13 protein-coding genes are annotated in these 15,598 nt (G+C 50.0%); 6 read left to right on the top strand and 7 right to left on the bottom strand.

The window, feature by feature from the left end; translation table 11 throughout:
• The 6 genes from JW883_16920 to JW883_16895 all read right to left on the bottom strand — a co-directional run.
• Positions 1-106: HU family DNA-binding protein (locus JW883_16920; protein ID MBN1843945.1), on the bottom strand; the 106-nt coding region annotated here is incomplete at its 3' end.
• Positions 107-302: 196 nt separating this feature from the next.
• The gene (locus JW883_16915) at positions 303-1,139 is read right to left on the bottom strand and encodes a DUF89 family protein (protein MBN1843944.1); all 837 of its coding nucleotides are present in this window, start codon (positions 1,137-1,139) and stop codon (positions 303-305) included.
• Positions 1,140-1,163: 24 nt separating this feature from the next.
• Complete coding sequence (locus JW883_16910; GenBank protein ID MBN1843943.1) at positions 1,164-2,585, bottom strand: aminopeptidase; 1,422 nt, start codon at positions 2,583-2,585, stop codon at positions 1,164-1,166.
• 306 nt (positions 2,586-2,891) lie between these two features.
• Positions 2,892-3,632 (bottom strand): hypothetical protein, encoded by a 741-nt coding sequence (locus JW883_16905; protein ID MBN1843942.1) that lies wholly within the window; start codon positions 3,630-3,632, stop codon positions 2,892-2,894.
• Between the two features lie 45 nt (positions 3,633-3,677).
• A complete protein-coding gene (locus JW883_16900) occupies positions 3,678-4,088 on the bottom strand; it encodes a D-tyrosyl-tRNA(Tyr) deacylase (protein ID MBN1843941.1) in 411 nt (136 codons plus the stop codon).
• 11 nt (positions 4,089-4,099) lie between these two features.
• Positions 4,100-4,552, bottom strand: coding sequence for a hypothetical protein (locus JW883_16895; GenBank protein ID MBN1843940.1), 453 nt, complete (start codon positions 4,550-4,552; stop codon positions 4,100-4,102).
• 275 nt (positions 4,553-4,827) lie between these two features.
• Here JW883_16895 and JW883_16890 point away from each other — a divergent pair, with 275 nt between their 5' ends.
• Positions 4,828-7,557 (top strand): DEAD/DEAH box helicase, encoded by a 2,730-nt coding sequence (locus JW883_16890; protein MBN1843939.1) that lies wholly within the window; start codon positions 4,828-4,830, stop codon positions 7,555-7,557.
• Between the two features lie 143 nt (positions 7,558-7,700).
• Positions 7,701-7,967 (top strand): hypothetical protein, encoded by a 267-nt coding sequence (locus tag JW883_16885; GenBank protein ID MBN1843938.1) that lies wholly within the window; start codon positions 7,701-7,703, stop codon positions 7,965-7,967.
• Positions 7,968-8,535: 568 nt separating this feature from the next.
• Here the strand turns inward: JW883_16885 and JW883_16880 are convergent.
• On the bottom strand, positions 8,536-8,838 hold the full coding sequence (locus JW883_16880; GenBank protein MBN1843937.1) for a hypothetical protein: 303 nt from the start codon (positions 8,836-8,838) through the stop codon (positions 8,536-8,538).
• A 393-nt stretch (positions 8,839-9,231) separates the two neighbouring features.
• On the opposite strand from JW883_16880, the gene JW883_16875 reads away from it, so the two are divergent.
• The 4 genes from JW883_16875 to JW883_16860 all read left to right on the top strand — a co-directional run bounded on the left by JW883_16875 (position 9,232) and on the right by JW883_16860 (position 14,513).
• Positions 9,232-11,193: an aconitate hydratase gene (locus JW883_16875; protein MBN1843936.1), complete on the top strand. Its 1,962-nt coding sequence runs from the start codon at positions 9,232-9,234 to the stop codon at positions 11,191-11,193.
• 82 nt (positions 11,194-11,275) lie between these two features.
• Positions 11,276-13,171, top strand: coding sequence for a SurA N-terminal domain-containing protein (locus JW883_16870; protein ID MBN1843935.1), 1,896 nt, complete (start codon positions 11,276-11,278; stop codon positions 13,169-13,171).
• Positions 13,171-13,512, top strand: a complete 342-nt coding sequence (gene hypA / locus JW883_16865) for a hydrogenase maturation nickel metallochaperone HypA (GenBank protein MBN1843934.1) — start codon at positions 13,171-13,173, stop codon at positions 13,510-13,512. The genes JW883_16870 and hypA overlap by 1 nt, the downstream gene beginning before the upstream one ends.
• A gap of 413 nt (positions 13,513-13,925) precedes the next feature.
• Complete coding sequence (locus tag JW883_16860) at positions 13,926-14,513, top strand: YkgJ family cysteine cluster protein (protein ID MBN1843933.1); 588 nt, start codon at positions 13,926-13,928, stop codon at positions 14,511-14,513.
• Positions 14,514-15,598: the final 1,085 nt, after the last annotated feature.

Below are 15,598 nucleotides of genomic sequence, written 5' to 3'. Positions count from 1 at the left end.
GGGCATCAGATATTTCACGAAAGAACAGGTCAACAACGCCTGTGGCTTTTGCTTTTGTGAGCCGGGTTTCCTTGCGTAGCGTTTCGACGAGGTCGGATTTGTTCATCGTGGTCCTCTCCCAAATGGATGTTAAATTATATACATAAAAGATCACAAGCGGGATGTCAAGGGATATTAACGCGTTACAAATTCTTTTCCTTGTAGACAAAACGATACGGTTATTCGTCTCTTCAAATGCGGTAGAGAGTTGAAAGAAATCGTTGATTACAAATGACGAGTTGAAGAGACTTCTTGCGAAGCCGTCAAGATTTGATCACCGTGTCTCTCACCTTAACACCAAGGTCCCTGGCAATGATCGGGCACTTGGCCATGAGGAGATAGAATATGGGGCGTTCTTCATTGGAGAGTGTTTCGTAGTTTCCCTGCCCTTTGCTGATAATCATGTCTGCCTTTTTGAAACAATCCAAGAACTGATCCGAGCATGCCGTAAGGACAGTGCCTGGAGCGTCACATCCTGATGATACTACTAACGCAACTTTGTCCAGGCCACTGTCCATGGCATCCTGGGCAGTGGCGTCATTAATGACCGGGCTTCCTCTGGCTGCATAAGTGACAGGTTTGGCCATTGTTTCAATCAAGATCTTGTCAAAAACAGTCTCTCCGGCATTATCTCCCAGATAGAGGATATTTTGGGCACGCCCAAGCTTTTCCTTAAATGCCTGGTAATGGTTAATAGCGGGTTCTGTGTGAAGCACTTCCTGGATGTTTTGTTCCAGTTGAAAATCGGGGTTGGCGCCAAAGTCAATGACATTCCCGGCAATGGCAAGCCTAACGGCCGTCTCCAGAGGGTCTTCTGCCGTCTGCACAATTTGTTTCAACGCCGGATAAAGCTTTAGAGCAGTCTCGATGTTTTCTTTCTTCAGTTCCTTGAACGGGTCTTCGACCCCTGTGACCTCTCGGACCGTCCTGTAGACTTGCCTGCCTGTTTCGGGCGGTGTGCTGTCCAAAGGGATCTCCGATACAAGCAGCCCTATCCTATCAAGTACTTCTTTGATCTTTGCCTCATCATCAATGGCTGTTCTTGCGGCAAAAAGGGCCTGCTTGAAAAAACAGGGAATACAATCCAGGTATGTCTTCATAGCTTGCCGATACCTCAAGCCGCCCTATTTGCTGTTCAGAAACGCGGTGCAGGCCTTATAGGTCATATAGATATCTCCCTTGCTTGCGATCTCAAAGGGGGAGTGCATGGAAAGGATCGGTGTTCCGCAGTCCAGGACCTCCATGCCGTATATGGCAAGGAACTTGGCAATCGTTCCGCCGCCACCTTCATCCACCTTCCCCAGTTCGCCTGTTTGCCAAACGACCTTGTTGTCGTTGAAGAGCTTTCGAATTTCCACCAGGTACTCAGCATTGGCGTCACTAGAACCGTATTTGCCACCAGAACCGGTGAACTTGGTGATGCAGACGCCGTATCCGATCCTTGCTGCATTGCGCTTTTCATGGACCTCTTGGAAGTCCGGGTCAAGGCCGGCGTTCACGTCGGCAGAAAGGGCCTTTGATTTGGTCAAACAAGACCTCAGCACTTTTTCCGTGGCCTCCTGGCCCGTCGTTTCAACAAGATCTGCAACAAATTCTTCCAGAAAACGAGACTTCGCCCCTGTGCTTCCATCGCTGCCAATTTCTTCCTTGTCCATGAACATGGCAACGGCAGTTCTCGCAGGCCTGTTTACTTCGCACAGGGCCTCAAGCGAGGCATAGGCGCACACGCGATCGTCTTGGCCATAGGCGCCGATAAGCCCGCGGTCCCAGCCTACGTCGCGGGCCTTCCCTGCCGGCACGATTTCTATTTCAGCGCTCATCAGATCTTCTTCGATCAGGCCGTAGGCTGAATAAAGGTATTCGAGCACGGCGAGCTTGAACCGCTCTTTGGTTTCATCGTTTCCAATGGGCAGACTTCCTGCGAGAACATTTAATTTTTCTCCTTCAAAGGCCTCAGACACCTTTTTGTCAGCCTGAATCTTTCGCGCAAGATGAGGCAGAATGTCGGCTATGGTAAAGACAGGGTCATTATCCGATTCACCTATCCGCATGTTAAGAGAACTCCCGTCTTGTTTCATGACAGTGCCATGGATCGCTAAGGGTCTGGTGAGCCACTGATATTTTTTGATACCGCCGTAGTAATGGGTCTTTAGAAAGACCAAGTCCACTTCTTCATAGAGGGGGTTTTGTTTCAGATCGAGTCGTGGCGAATCGATGTGAGATACCACAAGGTTGATCCCTGACCCAATTGGGTCCTTGCCAAGGACAGCCAGGGCAATGTTCTTGTGCTGGTTGATCTTGTAGAATTTTTTGCCGGTCCGGACCTTGGTGATGTCCTTGAAACCCGTCTTCTTGGCAAATACCTCAATGGCACGGACAGCCTCGCGTTCTGTCTTGGCAGCGTCAAGAAAGCCCTTGTACCTTTCGGCAAACTCAAAGACTCTCTTCTTGTCCCCTGACCCCAGAATATCCCAAACCAGTTGTGGTTTGCGGGCAAGCCGTTTTCTTAGTTCCTCCACCTTTTTCTTGCTCAGTTTGCTTTTCATATCTCTTCCCAACCGCCTTTCCGTATATAAAATGCAAAACCTTGTCCTTTAGGCCAAGTCAAAGTGAGATGGCTAGGCCTCATTGTTTTGAAAGATGAACGTCGAACATCGAACATCGAAGGTCCAACGTCGAATGAAAAACGAATATCCAATACCGAACCTTCAACGGCTATTTCTGTTTCTTCATCTTTTCCCATTCACCATTCGATGTTGGACGTTCGATGTTCATTTTTTTGAGTAAACCTTCCACAGTCCATCCGGTGCAAAAATAACTTAGCGCTTAGAGCCTATGGCCCCGGATGTTTTCTACTTGACTGCCCCGCTGAGCCTTATGCGGGAAAGCTTTTCAACCATCTTGCCGGCAAGCCTGGCAGACAGTTTTTCCACGGTGACGCTTGGAGCCGGAAGATCGCTCAACCTGTGGCCCATAGAAACATACTCCTTGCAACCACCAAACTTCTCTTCACAGCTTTCTGTGAACTTGCCCGTGGCGATGATCCCCTTGGCATTGAGATCTAACACCTTGTACTCCATGGTGAGAGAGGCCTTTCGAACAACATGAGGCAGGGGCCTGATAAGAACCCTTTTGATTTCCACATCAACCCACTGGCCATCGATGTTCTTTTTCTTCTTGTAATGACCTGTCCCTTCCTTCACCTCCACCTGGTCGGCGCCCGGGTTGTCCTGGACGAAAGCAATGACGCGGCCCGTTATCGCACCGTCGGCCTCCAGGGCCTCAAGCGAAGCCGTGGAATCGGGATCACCCAGCTTGTCAAACGTTACTCCCTCCACGTCAGGATACTGAAAGCAATCGATGGGTCTCAAATGTTGAACCCCGGCAAGCCTATCGCAAATGCGCCTCCGTACCGCGGCTCCGTCCGGCCCATAGAATTTCAGGAGGGCCAGTGTGCGGGGCTTTTCAAGGGAAATCGTGTTTTTCTTGACGCCATACAACTTCCCCCTGGGTACACACCTAACCCAAGTTGTTGCAGCAAGCAGCAGAATAACTGCCCACAGCCCGACCCTCAGCCCCTTGTTGTTCATCATAGATCATGCTTTGCGTTATTTGCTTTCAAGAATGAGTGTCACAGGTCAGTTATTGACCAAAGAGACCGCCATCTTCGCCTGAAACCGTCCTGTGGCAACGGGTGTGCCTTTTGATTTCAACTGGCCTACGAAGTACTTATAAAGTCCTTCGGCCGTCTTCGCGGGCGCTGCCTCAACAAACGATGGCCGGCGACCCTTGCGGCAGTCACCCAGCAACGTAAATTGAGAAACAACCATTATTTCGCCACCTGTCTCAATAAGGGAACGATTCATCTTGCCTTCCTCATCTTCCAAGATCCGCAAGTGAACGATTTTATCCGACAGGTAATCGGCGTCTTTCTCATCATCCGAACGGGAGACCCCCAAAAGGACCAGGAGGCCAGGACCAATCTGCCCCACTATCTTGTCGTCTATCCGAACCTCAGCGGCAGTGACCCGCTGGATAACGGCGAGCATTGAAGAATCCCTTATTTCACAGTGATTTTGGCGAGATAGTGGCCTTGGTTGTTGCCCAAGTCCTTGTCGTTCAAGCCAAAGTACAGGCGTCCTTTTGAATCGGCTTTGACCTCATGTTGGGCGCCGACCGGAAACGGTTTTCCATTTTTGCCGATTTTTGCGATAAGGGCGCCGTGTTTGGCCTTTGACGTCACATTATAGGTCCTCAAGACCAGTTTGGTGAGGGGCTTGACTTTCGTGTCGTCGATGCCGCTCGGACCGCTTTGGATTTTTTTGTTCACGTACACGTCGCCAGTCGCCTGCACGCTTATCGCCTGACCCTTGCAGACATCAATGCCAGAGTCTGTCCACTGCTTTGTAGCCGGGACCTTGATCGAGCCTTTGTCTGCTCCCTGGCACCCACACAGACCAAGAACCACCACTAACAGCACGAATTGATAAATGACACATGGAGTTTTCTTCATCGTGGTCCCTCCCCCCTTTTCTTGCGATTACTGTCCGTCCTGTTGCCAACGTAATCCCTACTCCAGTCTAATTTGAACTTGCTGCTAACCAGTATGTTTCCTATCATCTATGTCTGAATCGTTCAATAGTAATCAGAGCGTTTGGGTGCGGTTTTCCTTTTTTCCGAAATCATGTTATTCGTTGTTATCCTTCCGTTGTCACATCACCAGGCTTGCCATTGAAATATGGATTACGATTATGGCAACCGCAGGGCCGGATTTTTTTAGAAGTTACGTTGAAAAATACACGATTCAAAAAGACGCGGCAAAGCGATTTTGTTCGCCGGAGGGGGGCAGGCGCCCGCCGGCGAGAGATTCCAAGGATCAAACCGAGCGCTGATGCCAGACTGAAAAAGGTCTTTGCCCGGATAGGGGCGCCCCCCAAGAAACCCTTCAAGCCGGATTCCTTCCAACTGAAAGCCGTTGCCGCGATTCGCAAATCGGACTGCATGGTTTCGGCCCCGACCGGCGCAGGAAAGACTTGGATCGCCCAGGAGGCCATTCGACACATCCGCAAGAAAGGCGGCAAGGCATGGTACGCGTCGCCCCTAAAGGCCCTGACCAACTCAAAGCTCATTGAATTCGGCATTGAATTCGGCCCTGATGATGTGGGAATATTGACAGGGGACCGCAAGGAAAATGCCAATGCCCCAATTATTGTAGGGACTACCGAGATTTTGCGAAATCAACTCTATGATGCCATGCATGAGGCCGTGGATATCGAGTCAGACCTCGTGATCCTGGATGAGGCCCATTTCCTGGGAGACGATGATCGTGGCGTGGTGTGGGAAGAAGTCATGATCTACCTGCCTGTACGGGTCCACCTCCTGCTCCTTTCGGCCACAATAAGAAATGCTCGCCAGGTTGCCAATTGGCTGGAATCCATTCGGTGCAAGTCCTGTGTGGTGGTAGAAGAGACCGGCCGGCCTGTTCCTCTTTTTCCGTTGTTTTTCCATCCTTCGGGCAGGCTTCTACCCCTCATAGATTCCAAAGGCACGGACAAGAAGGTCACGGCCTATCTGAACAGCCCGGCACCCCCTGTCCTTGCTCCTCCGCGAAGCCTTCCCCCCTTTGGGGATATCATGAGGGTCTTGAGAAAATTCGATCTTCTTCCTGCCATTTTTTTTATGAAATCTCGCGCAGACTGTGACGCGGCCCTTGACCGTTGCATCGAAAGCCCGGGCCGAAGCGCAGGAGATCGACGTAAATTGAACAACGGAATCGATCGCCTGATCCAGGGGCATTTCCACCTGGCAGAGCACAGACAGATGTGGCATTTAAGAAATGCGCTTGTGGCGGCCCATCACAGTGGGCAGCTTCCAATGTGGAAACTCGTCATAGAACACTTGATGACCGAGGGTTTGCTTGATGCGGTTTTTGCTACCTCGACGGTGGCTGCAGGCGTCAATTTCCCAGCCCGAAGCGTGGTGTTCCTGAATTCAGACCGGTACAATGGCCACAAATTTGTACCACTGAACAGCACGGAATTTCATCAGACAACGGGCAGGGCTGGCAGGCGGGGCAAGGACCGTATTGGTTTTGCCGTGATTATTCCGGGAAAGTTTATGGATGTGCGGTTGATTGCAGATCTTTGCACAACAGCGCCAGAAGATGTGCTTAGCCAGATCAAAGTCGATTTTTCCATGGTCCTTAACCTGCTGTTGTCTCATAGCCCTGATGAGATCAAGGGGATTTTTGAGAGATCTTTCGCCACATACTTGAACCTGGTGAACCAGCAACCAGGGCTTGACCGGAAGGTCAAGGAGGCTGGCCAGAACCTCATGACACTCCTTCCTGAGGCCTTGTGTGCCGAGCCGGAGTTTGTTGTCGATCTGATCAGAAACCGGGCTGCTTTGCTCAATGAAATTAAGGAGCTGAGGCGGAATCTTGTAATGCTTGAAACAAGGCTTTCCAAGGTGGCAAACCTGGCGCCAGGACGCCTCTTCCTGGACCACCGCAACCGGATGTACTGTGCTGTGAAACCACTCATGAAGCGAGATGAACAGGGTGTGCTCGCCTGCCGGGTGAAAAGGAATCTGCCGATGCGTGGCAGGCTCCTTAAAATGAGATGGGTGCGGCCGCAAAAGGTTTCTCAAATCCTGGACAAGGTACTGGACTTGCCTCCCTTTGATGATCCAGGCAAGATCCGGACGTTGTTGGATCGTACCGCCGAGGCGGAGGCGCCACCAGCGTTAGAACCTCTACCACTCGGGGAAAAGGAACTCTTACAGCTCAAACCCGTCAGGAGCCGCTCGCTTTATCTTGAACACCAACTTGACGGCCTGATTTGCAGGCAGTGTAAGCATTTCAGGACCTGTCACGGGAAGACCAGAGGAGCTTTCAAGAGGGTCCTGGAAGACTTCACAAGGATGTGGGATGGTGCAAACGCCGTGCGCATGCGACTGTGGAATGATTTTGTAAGACACCTCCAGTTCCTGAAGGAAGAGGGCTTTGTCACCGAGGACAACAAGCTAACCGCTGACGGCACCTGGGCATCTCAGCTCAGGCTCGACCAACCCCTCCTGATTGCCGAAGGCTTGCGTACTGGCGTGTTGCCGGATTCCGATCCTGCTTTGCTCGCAGCCCTGGTGGCGGTCTTTGTGCATGACCGGGATGTGGAGCAGAAGCTGGACGAGTCAGCAATGCCAAGGCGTCTTTTGAAGGCTTTTGAGAAGATGAAAAAGGCCCTTAACCCCTTGATGGAGCGAAAGAGCGTGAGGGGATTTGAAATAAGGCCGGTCTCCTTGTGGCCTGCTGCCACTATTTATGCTTGGGCAAAAGAGCAGCCTTGGGACAAGGTGCTGGAGATTGCAGAAATGGCCGAGGGGGACCTTGCCATGCTGGTCACAAGGACTGCGGACAGTCTCAGGCAGATCGGTTCTGTGAAGAAGGTGTACCCTGCTGTTGCCCGAAGCGCTTTGCACGCAATTGCCATGATTCTCAGGGAACCGGTTATTTTAGGTTAGGATGTTAGTCCGTGACGTGCTCGTCGCAGCAAGTTACCGGTATATATATTGCATACAGAGCTCTCAGGTATTTTGAAAAAATGCCGATATAGACCTTGAACACAGAGACTGAAAGGGGCAAATGAAGAAAAAGGATTTCTACCATGAGGCAGGAAAGTCACTGGAACAAATCAGACGAATTGAGCCAGGTTGATGGCAAACATGTGCCTGAAGACTATGTATGGGCAACAAGCGAAGAGGCTAGAGTCCGTGCATTGTCGTTGTATGTGATTCGGTCGATTGTGGAAAAACACGCAGGAACCATAGACATAGACTTGGCAACCGACACCATCAGCATTAATGTGCCGCAGCAGGAAGAGGTTGCCTGCGCTCAAGAGATTGAGGAACAGGTCGGTTCAATGTGCCACTAAATGAGCACCTTGTTTTGTTCCTTTCAACATCATCCAGAGCGTGCTGGTAACTGATAATACTCATTTGTAATTGAGATCACGTAATCAATTACAAATGGGCGATTTCTGAAACGTTATGTGGTGCAGGCTATGCACAAACTACGCGTCAAGTGTATTAAGTGTGGCAAGGAGTGGGAAAAGGACTCCGTCATACCCTGGGGGCCGGAAGATTATAGTTCCTCACTTTGCGCGGCCTGCTTCAAAGAGGTTGCCGGCCCCTTGATTCACAAAAAACAACTGCAGGAAGGCAACTTCGACTGCTTTGGCAAAGCAGTCGTATATTGCGATCAATTCGACTGCAAGTATAGGCAGTGGTGCCTTAACCCATCCCTTCACAGTTGTCTGGGAAGTTCAGGCTTGAATCCCTCAAGTACGTCAAAACCCGCAGATCTACCTTTTTGATAATACTGCACCGTTTTTTCTACGGTCAAATTTGAGGTGGCTATAGCAGCCTCGATTTTTTGCGGTTTTGTGGGCGCCACTCTTGTCTTCCAGCAAAGCCATCCAGAGGCTCCCACAGCAGTTTTTTCTAAAATCGCTTAAATAGCAAAGGATTGCGTTCTTCACCCTCTTTTGCTGTGTCTTTTGCCCAGAAATCTTCGGGATAGTAGGTCTCCATAACCTCTCCACATTTGTCACAGGAGACCATTGCGCCAAGGTCCTGGCCAAATTCGCTGAGCATTGCACGCAATTGCCCATTCAAAAAAGGGATTAGCGTATGATTCTGCCTAGCCTCGCGGGCACAATCCACACACAAATGCCGAACATTCTCACTTTGATCCTTGTTCCTGAATGCCGCTATGCCATTCAACTTAAAACGCACCAAACTCATGTCAACCATCCTCCCTTTCTTTCAAAAGTCTTTGCCTCAAACAGCGAGGCTGAAAATTACGGATACGAAGTACCATGAGCAATATCGGATGTCAATCATATTGTGGTCCCTGACTTCAAGAATTCTATATATAGTGTTTTTGCCCACCCAATATTTGGATTTTGAACATTGTTTCGAGTGTGCAGCTCGCGCGTTGGAAACAGCACGGTATTCGGATTTGCGGCTCGCGCTTTGAGAACAGCACGGATTTTGAGACTCCCATAACCGTCCAATATTAGCAATTTGGCACCGACTTTGACGTTGCCCTAGACGCGCGGCGACCTGACATTGACGAATGGTAGCTTCGATGTTATAGAATACTTAGCTTGTTTCAATCATACCCAGAGAAAGATTGTGCCAGGTAAGAACGTTTTTGAAAAGATATTGGAAGCCCACGGGGTGGACCTGACTCCACGGCCGGGAGACTCCATAAAAATTCCGATTGACCAGACGCTTACTCAGGATGCCACCGGTACTATGGCGTGTCTACAGTTTGAGGCTCTGGGCGTGCCTTGCGTACGCACCAAGCTATCAGTGAGTTACGTTGATCACAATACCTTCCAGGCAGGTTTTCAAAACAGTGACGACCACCGATTTCTCCGCTCCTTTGCTGCCAAATACGGAATAGTGTTTTCCGGCCCTGGCAATGGCATCTGTCATCAGGTTCATCTGGAGCGATTCGGCGTGCCGGGTGACACGCTCCTTGGCTCAGACAGTCATACCTCTACAGGAGGGGGCATTGGGATGCTCGCGATCGGGGCCGGTGGCCTTGATGTTGCCATGGCCATGGCCGGCCAACTCTTCCGTTTAGGGCGCCCGGAGGTAGTCCTTGTCCGGCTGGAAGGGGCGCTTTCTGCTTGGGTTACAGCAAAGGATGTCATTCTGGAAGTACTGCGACGCATTTCCGTCAAGGGAGGTTTCGGCCGGGTCTTTGAATACGGTGGTCCGGGTGTTGCAACACTCTCTGTCCCTGAACGGGCTACGATTGCGAACATGGGCGCAGAGACAGGAGCCACAACGTCGATTTTTCCGAGTGATGAAGTTACCTTGGCCTTTCTGGAGTCTCAGGGACGAGGAAAAGACTGGAGGGCCATTTTGGCTGATCCTGATGCCTCTTACGCTGAAGTTATGACCATTGACCTTGCCGAACTGGAACCCCTGGTTGCACAGCCCCACATGCCGGATCGGGTCTGTCCGGTGAGAGAGGTTGAAGGACTCAAGTTGGATCAGGTGGCGATCGGCAGTTGTACGAATTCATCTTACAAGGACCTGGCAACTGTGGCAGCTATCCTGAAAGGAAAATCTGTCCATCCAGAAACAAGCCTTGCCATATCACCGGGCTCGAGACAGGTCTTGGCTGCACTGGCAGAAAATGGCGGTCTGAACGATATGATAGAGGCAGGAGCCCGAATCCTGGAATGTGCTTGCGGTCCTTGCATCGGAATTGGGCAATCTCCTCCGACTGACGGGGTAAGCCTCAGAACCTTCAACCGGAATTTCAAGGGCCGCAGTGGAACTATCGGCGCCAAGCTCTATCTGTGCAGTCCGGAGACGGCTGCCATCTCCGGACTGAATGGACGGATCACTGATCCGAGATCGTTTGGAGAGCCGATCAAGGTGGCCGTGCCGGAGGTTTTTCCGGCTATCGATCATCTCTTTTTGAGACCTTCGGACGATCCTGAAGATGTGGAAGTGGTGCTAGGCCCGAATATCAAGCCTCTTCCACAGGGTAAACCCATGGCTGAACACTTCAAGGGCGAGGTCTTGCTTTGCTTGGGAGATGATATTACCACAGACGATATCATGCCGGCAGGCGCCCACATCATGTCTTTGAGGTCAAACATCCCTGCAATTTCGCAATACGTGTTTTCACAGCACGATCCCGGCTTTGCAAAAAGGGCCATTGAAAAGGGTGGAGGCCTCATTGTGGCCGGCAAAAACTACGGGCAGGGGTCGAGTCGGGAACACGCGGCCCTGGCTCCCATGTCTTTGGGTATAAAAGGAGTCATTGCCCTTTCTTTTGCCAGGATACATCGGGCAAATCTCATCAATTTCGGCATACTGCCCATGACGTTTTCCAGGGCTGAGGATTTGGGACGGATCAGGCTTGGCGACCAACTTGCCGTGGAAGATGCGACAATCTTAGTTAGAAGTGGAGAAAGAACACTTCGTGTTGTAAATAGAACGCAGAAAAATAATTTTCATGTATCCATTGATCTGGATGCGACAGAAAGAGACGTGGTGATTTCAGGTGGACTCTTGAATCACTTTAGACTAAGGAACCCGAACTTGGGGGCTTCGCCCCAATTGGAGTGATGGAGTACTGGAGTCAATGCCGTTGATTTAAGGAATTTTGTTTTGTCATTTCGAGACGTCAAAATAGAGTTACGAGGTTATCATGCTTTACTTAATGAGAAAACATGCCGGCTCTTGGATTATCAAAATTGTCCTTGGAGTTATTGTCGTGGTTTTCATATTCTGGGGTGTTGGCAGCTATCGGGCCGGGAAGGGAAATCGTGTTGCAGTTGTTAATGGCCAAGCCATTGCTTTAGAGGACTACCGGAGCGCCTATGAACAGCTAAAGGAGCAGTACCGGAGGCAGTTCGGGAATGCCTTGGATCAGAAGCTCCTCAAGACACTTGGTCTCAAGAAACAAGCCTTGGACCAATTGATTAACCGCCGGCTTGTTCTCCAGGAGGCCGACCGTCTTAACCTGCATATTACCAAGGAGGAACTCATAAGGGCTATCCGGTCGCTTGGCGCCTTTCAAGAGAACGGTCATTTTGATCCCCGGCGGTATCAACGCTTGCTGGCTGCCAACCGGATGACGCCGGAGATATTCGAGGAAAAGATGAAAGATGATCTCCTTGCGGAAAAGCTTCAGGGGGTTATTCTGGGGAGTATCAAGGTATCAGATGCCGAGGCCCTGGAGACCTTCAAGTGGCGTGAGGAGGAGGTGAGCCTTGAGTATGTGGTCTTCAAGCCGTCATCATATAATGATGTCAAGGTAACCACGGAAGAAGTTGAATCCTATTTTTCGGAGAACAAAAAGGCCTACGAGATACCCCCTAAGGTAAAGGCCGGATATCTCCGTTTTGGTTTCAAGGAGCTTGAACCCCAGGTCGATGTCTCAGAAAATGAGATCAGCCGGTATTTTGAGATCAACAAGAAAACATATGCCACTCCAAAGAAAGTCCGGGCGCGTCATATCCTTTTCAAGGTGGACCCCGGCGCCACACAGGAAGAACTGGACGAGGCACGCAACAAAGCACAGTTGGTCCTGGAGGAGGTGAAATCCGGCGCGGACTTTTCCAAGCTGGCCCAGAAGTATTCTGATGATCCGGGCAGCAAGAGCAAGGGGGGCGATCTGGGATTTTTTACAAGAGACAGGATGGTAAAACCGTTCGCAGACGCTGCCTTTGCGATGAAGGCCGGTGAGATCAGTGAGCTAGTGGCAACCCGTTTCGGCTGGCATATTATCAAGGTTGAGGAGGTCCAGGAGGCCAAAGAGCCGGCATTGAGTGAAGTCAAAGACAAGATTCGAAGCAAACTCGTAAAGGAAGGAGCCAGAACCCATGCCTATGACCAGGCAGAAGAGATGTATGACGCAAGTTATGGGGCTGGGCGCCTTTCCGATGTGGCAAAGGCCCACGGGACTGAGATGCTTGAGACCGATTTTTTTGCCCGCGGTGATCTTGTAAAGGGGATCAAGGAGGCGCGAAAATTTGCCGAAGTAGCTTTTGACCTCGGCGATGAGGAGATGAGCGAACCCCTGGAACTGGAAGACGGCTATTATATCCTTGAAGTGATCGGCAAGAAGGAAGCAGCGATTCCTGAGTTGGGATCGGTCGAAGAAAAGGTGCGAAAGGACCTGATCGCGGTCAGACAAGATGAGCTGGCCAAGAAGGAAGCCGAGAATTTTCTGCAAGCCATAAGAAACGGGAAGAAGTTTGAAGCAGAAGCCAAGCGTTTGAAACTGGATGCAAAAACCACGGACCTTTTCAAGCGGTTTGGATCGATTCCGGGGATTGGTTCCGAAAGGGAAATCATGGATGTTGCTTTTCTGTTAAGCCCCTCAAAACCCATGCCCGAGGCAGTTATCAAGGGAAGACAAGGCTATTGTGTAATCCGATTGAAGGACCGGCAGGATGCTGCCCCCAAGGAATTTGAAGACAAGAAAGCAGAAGTTAAATCCGGCATCATCTCCCAGAAGCGTCAGAAACTGATGGAGGAATGGTTCGCTCAGTTACGCCGGCAAAGTGAGATCACTATTGAGGAGGGTTTTTTCGACTGATGCACGAAGTTTCCATCGCACAAGGTCTGCTCAAGATAGTCGAGGAAGAAACCAAGAAACACGGGGCCTCCCGCGCCACACGACTGCATCTTCGAATCGGCGAACTTGCTACCCTTGTTCCTGACTCACTGACCTTTGCCTTTGAGGTGATCTCAAAGGGCACGGTGGCCGAGGGGGCAGAACTGAGCATAGAGATTGTGCCTGCAAAGGGACGATGCGACAAGTGTGACATAGAATTTGATGTGGATGACACCATGTTTTTCTGTCCTCGATGTGGCGGCGTGGCTGCTGAAATCATCTCCGGCAAAGAGCTTGAACTCACCGAAATCGAGGCAGATTGAGGGCTCGTCAGTCAATAACTGTCACATCTTGCTCGTCTTTTGGGCCGTCTTCTGCGTTGCTCGGTTGATCACATACCTCGGTATGCTCCCGCCCGAGTGCTTTGAATACAACCCAAAATCCTTCGCAATCTTGAGACACTTATTTCGTGACGAACCCTGGAAGTTAGAGCCGGCTCAGCCCGTGGACAATCCCGAGGCCCTGATCGCCTTTGTCTCCAAGCGAACCGACCCTCCCTTCTTGATCGCAAGCACACTTTTGGTTCCTGTCTCACCACTCTTCAAAGGCACGCCGCCCTGCGTTGTCAGGGAATGCCTGTAACGCCGGCATTCGCCGGGTGCATATTGGAAATGTCCATGCCCTGGGTTATTGAGAACTCATCAGCCAAGTTGCGAAGGTATTGGAATTCAACTCAATGAAGTGGAATGAGAAAAAGGAGAAGTTGAAAGAGATCTATGAGCGTTTTGAAAAGGACGCACGTGAATTCAAGAAAGGGGCTATTTGCAGGATAGGGTGCACGTACTGTTGCACAGACGTGGGAAACGTGGACATCAACACCCTTGAAGGGCTGATTATCTGGGATCGAATCAACACCTTCCCGGCAAACCTGAAGCGCCAACTCAAGCAAAAGCTTGCTCAAAACAGACAGGAGAAAGAGAAACAAAGTATTGCCCCGTGCCCATTCTTAAAAGATGACGACTCATGTCTCATCTATGACATTCGTCCTTTCAGTTGCAGGCAGCTTTACTCCATACGGGAATGCCAGGGTCGAGGCCCTACAGTCCATCGACAGGCTGTGGCTTTGGCAAAAAAGGCAGTTAGAGAAATGCAGCACTTGGATGACACAGGATATTCCGGGCACATCAGCTTCATTCTTTATCTTTTTGACAAACCTGCATTCAAAAGGCTCTATTTGTCCGGAGGATTTGAGCCCGCAAAAATCATGGAGTTCGGCAAGACGCATGGCATCATCATAAACCGTATAAACCGTCTTGCAAAATAACGCCTTTTCTCCAAGACCACCACGGTTCATGATATATTGCATCATACAAGAACTCCGAAAGAGTCAAACGGAAATTTGGCCCCATATGAAGCAAATACCAAGACCCTGTTTCTCACGGGGAGAGGTGGGCTTTTTGTCTGTCATCTACAAGCCTGGATCTGCTAACAGCACGCTGGCCGGATCGATAAAGCTTCCGAGATATTATGAGAATACATGGAGATTGACGAGAATTTAAAAGATTTTTCCTGAAAATCCATCGAACGTAGTTGAACCATTTCCCCGCTTCTTGGCACCCGTAATCAGGTTACTCGCCATGGTTCCTGTCCAATCCCGGTACCGTCTAGTCGTTCAAAGTGGAACTTGTTCTTGTGAGCCTCACAACATGAGTATCATCTAGAAGTGTTAAGTTTTTTACACTTTCATGGGTAACATTTTTCCATCATATGAACAGAAAGTGTGAATTTTTTTCATCACAACGCCCAGCTCTTTTTGGCTAACTACTGAGAACTCCTACAATTGTTTGTTATCAAATGATTTGGCATGGGACTTGATACCTTAGCGTGTGCCCATCCATAAATGGATTTGTTAAGACTGGGCACTAGCGAATAAACGGTTCTTTGCTCCGGCTCAGGGTTCGCGAAGAAATGAGTTTACATTTTCAGGAGCAAGTTTAAGAGGAAGGTTTTACTTTTATGGATTATATCAAGCCTGAGGGAAGGAGATGAAGCATTTCTTCATTATTACGTGTGCATTGGTTGGTCTGGCTATAGGACTCTTGTTGAGCAAGGCTGTGGTAAGCCCATTCCTCCACGATACAGAAATGTTGATGCCTAAGAACGGAATTGTTCTGAATTATCGTTAATCACTGCCTTGCCAGCGCATACCCTTTCTTGGCCATATGACAACACCCAAGAAAAACAGCAAGGGGTAACACCGGATGACAACATGTATGGTGATTTGATTTCACTTTTAGAACATACCCTCGGTATGAATATCGCAAATGACTATCAGAGGCTGCTGAACACTCTTGACAGCTCTGACATTTCAATTGATGACGCTGCCTTGCTGATCATCGATCCGCAACG

Source organism: Deltaproteobacteria bacterium (genome assembly GCA_016930875.1).
In the GTDB taxonomy this organism is placed as follows: domain Bacteria; phylum Desulfobacterota; class Desulfobacteria; order Desulfobacterales.
Note: the sequence above shows the minus strand (reverse complement) of the source record. Positions and strands in the feature narration are given on the sequence as shown.

What these genes read in the sequence shown, in the direction of transcription:
- JW883_16860 (MBN1843933.1), top strand. Translation starts at nt 13,926, where the DNA reads ATGAAGTGGAATGAGAAAAAGGAGAAGTTGAAAGAGATCTATGAGCGT.
- JW883_16915 (MBN1843944.1), bottom strand. Translation starts at nt 1,139, where the DNA reads ATGAAGACATACCTGGATTGTATTCCCTGTTTTTTCAAGCAGGCCCTT.
- hypA (MBN1843934.1), top strand. Translation starts at nt 13,171, where the DNA reads ATGCACGAAGTTTCCATCGCACAAGGTCTGCTCAAGATAGTCGAGGAA.
- JW883_16910 (MBN1843943.1), bottom strand. Translation starts at nt 2,585, where the DNA reads ATGAAAAGCAAACTGAGCAAGAAAAAGGTGGAGGAACTAAGAAAACGG.
- JW883_16905 (MBN1843942.1), bottom strand. Translation starts at nt 3,632, where the DNA reads ATGATGAACAACAAGGGGCTGAGGGTCGGGCTGTGGGCAGTTATTCTG.
- JW883_16885 (MBN1843938.1), top strand. Translation starts at nt 7,701, where the DNA reads ATGAGGCAGGAAAGTCACTGGAACAAATCAGACGAATTGAGCCAGGTT.
- JW883_16895 (MBN1843940.1), bottom strand. Translation starts at nt 4,552, where the DNA reads ATGAAGAAAACTCCATGTGTCATTTATCAATTCGTGCTGTTAGTGGTG.
- JW883_16880 (MBN1843937.1), bottom strand. Translation starts at nt 8,838, where the DNA reads ATGAGTTTGGTGCGTTTTAAGTTGAATGGCATAGCGGCATTCAGGAAC.
- JW883_16870 (MBN1843935.1), top strand. Translation starts at nt 11,276, where the DNA reads ATGCTTTACTTAATGAGAAAACATGCCGGCTCTTGGATTATCAAAATT.
- JW883_16900 (MBN1843941.1), bottom strand. Translation starts at nt 4,088, where the DNA reads ATGCTCGCCGTTATCCAGCGGGTCACTGCCGCTGAGGTTCGGATAGAC.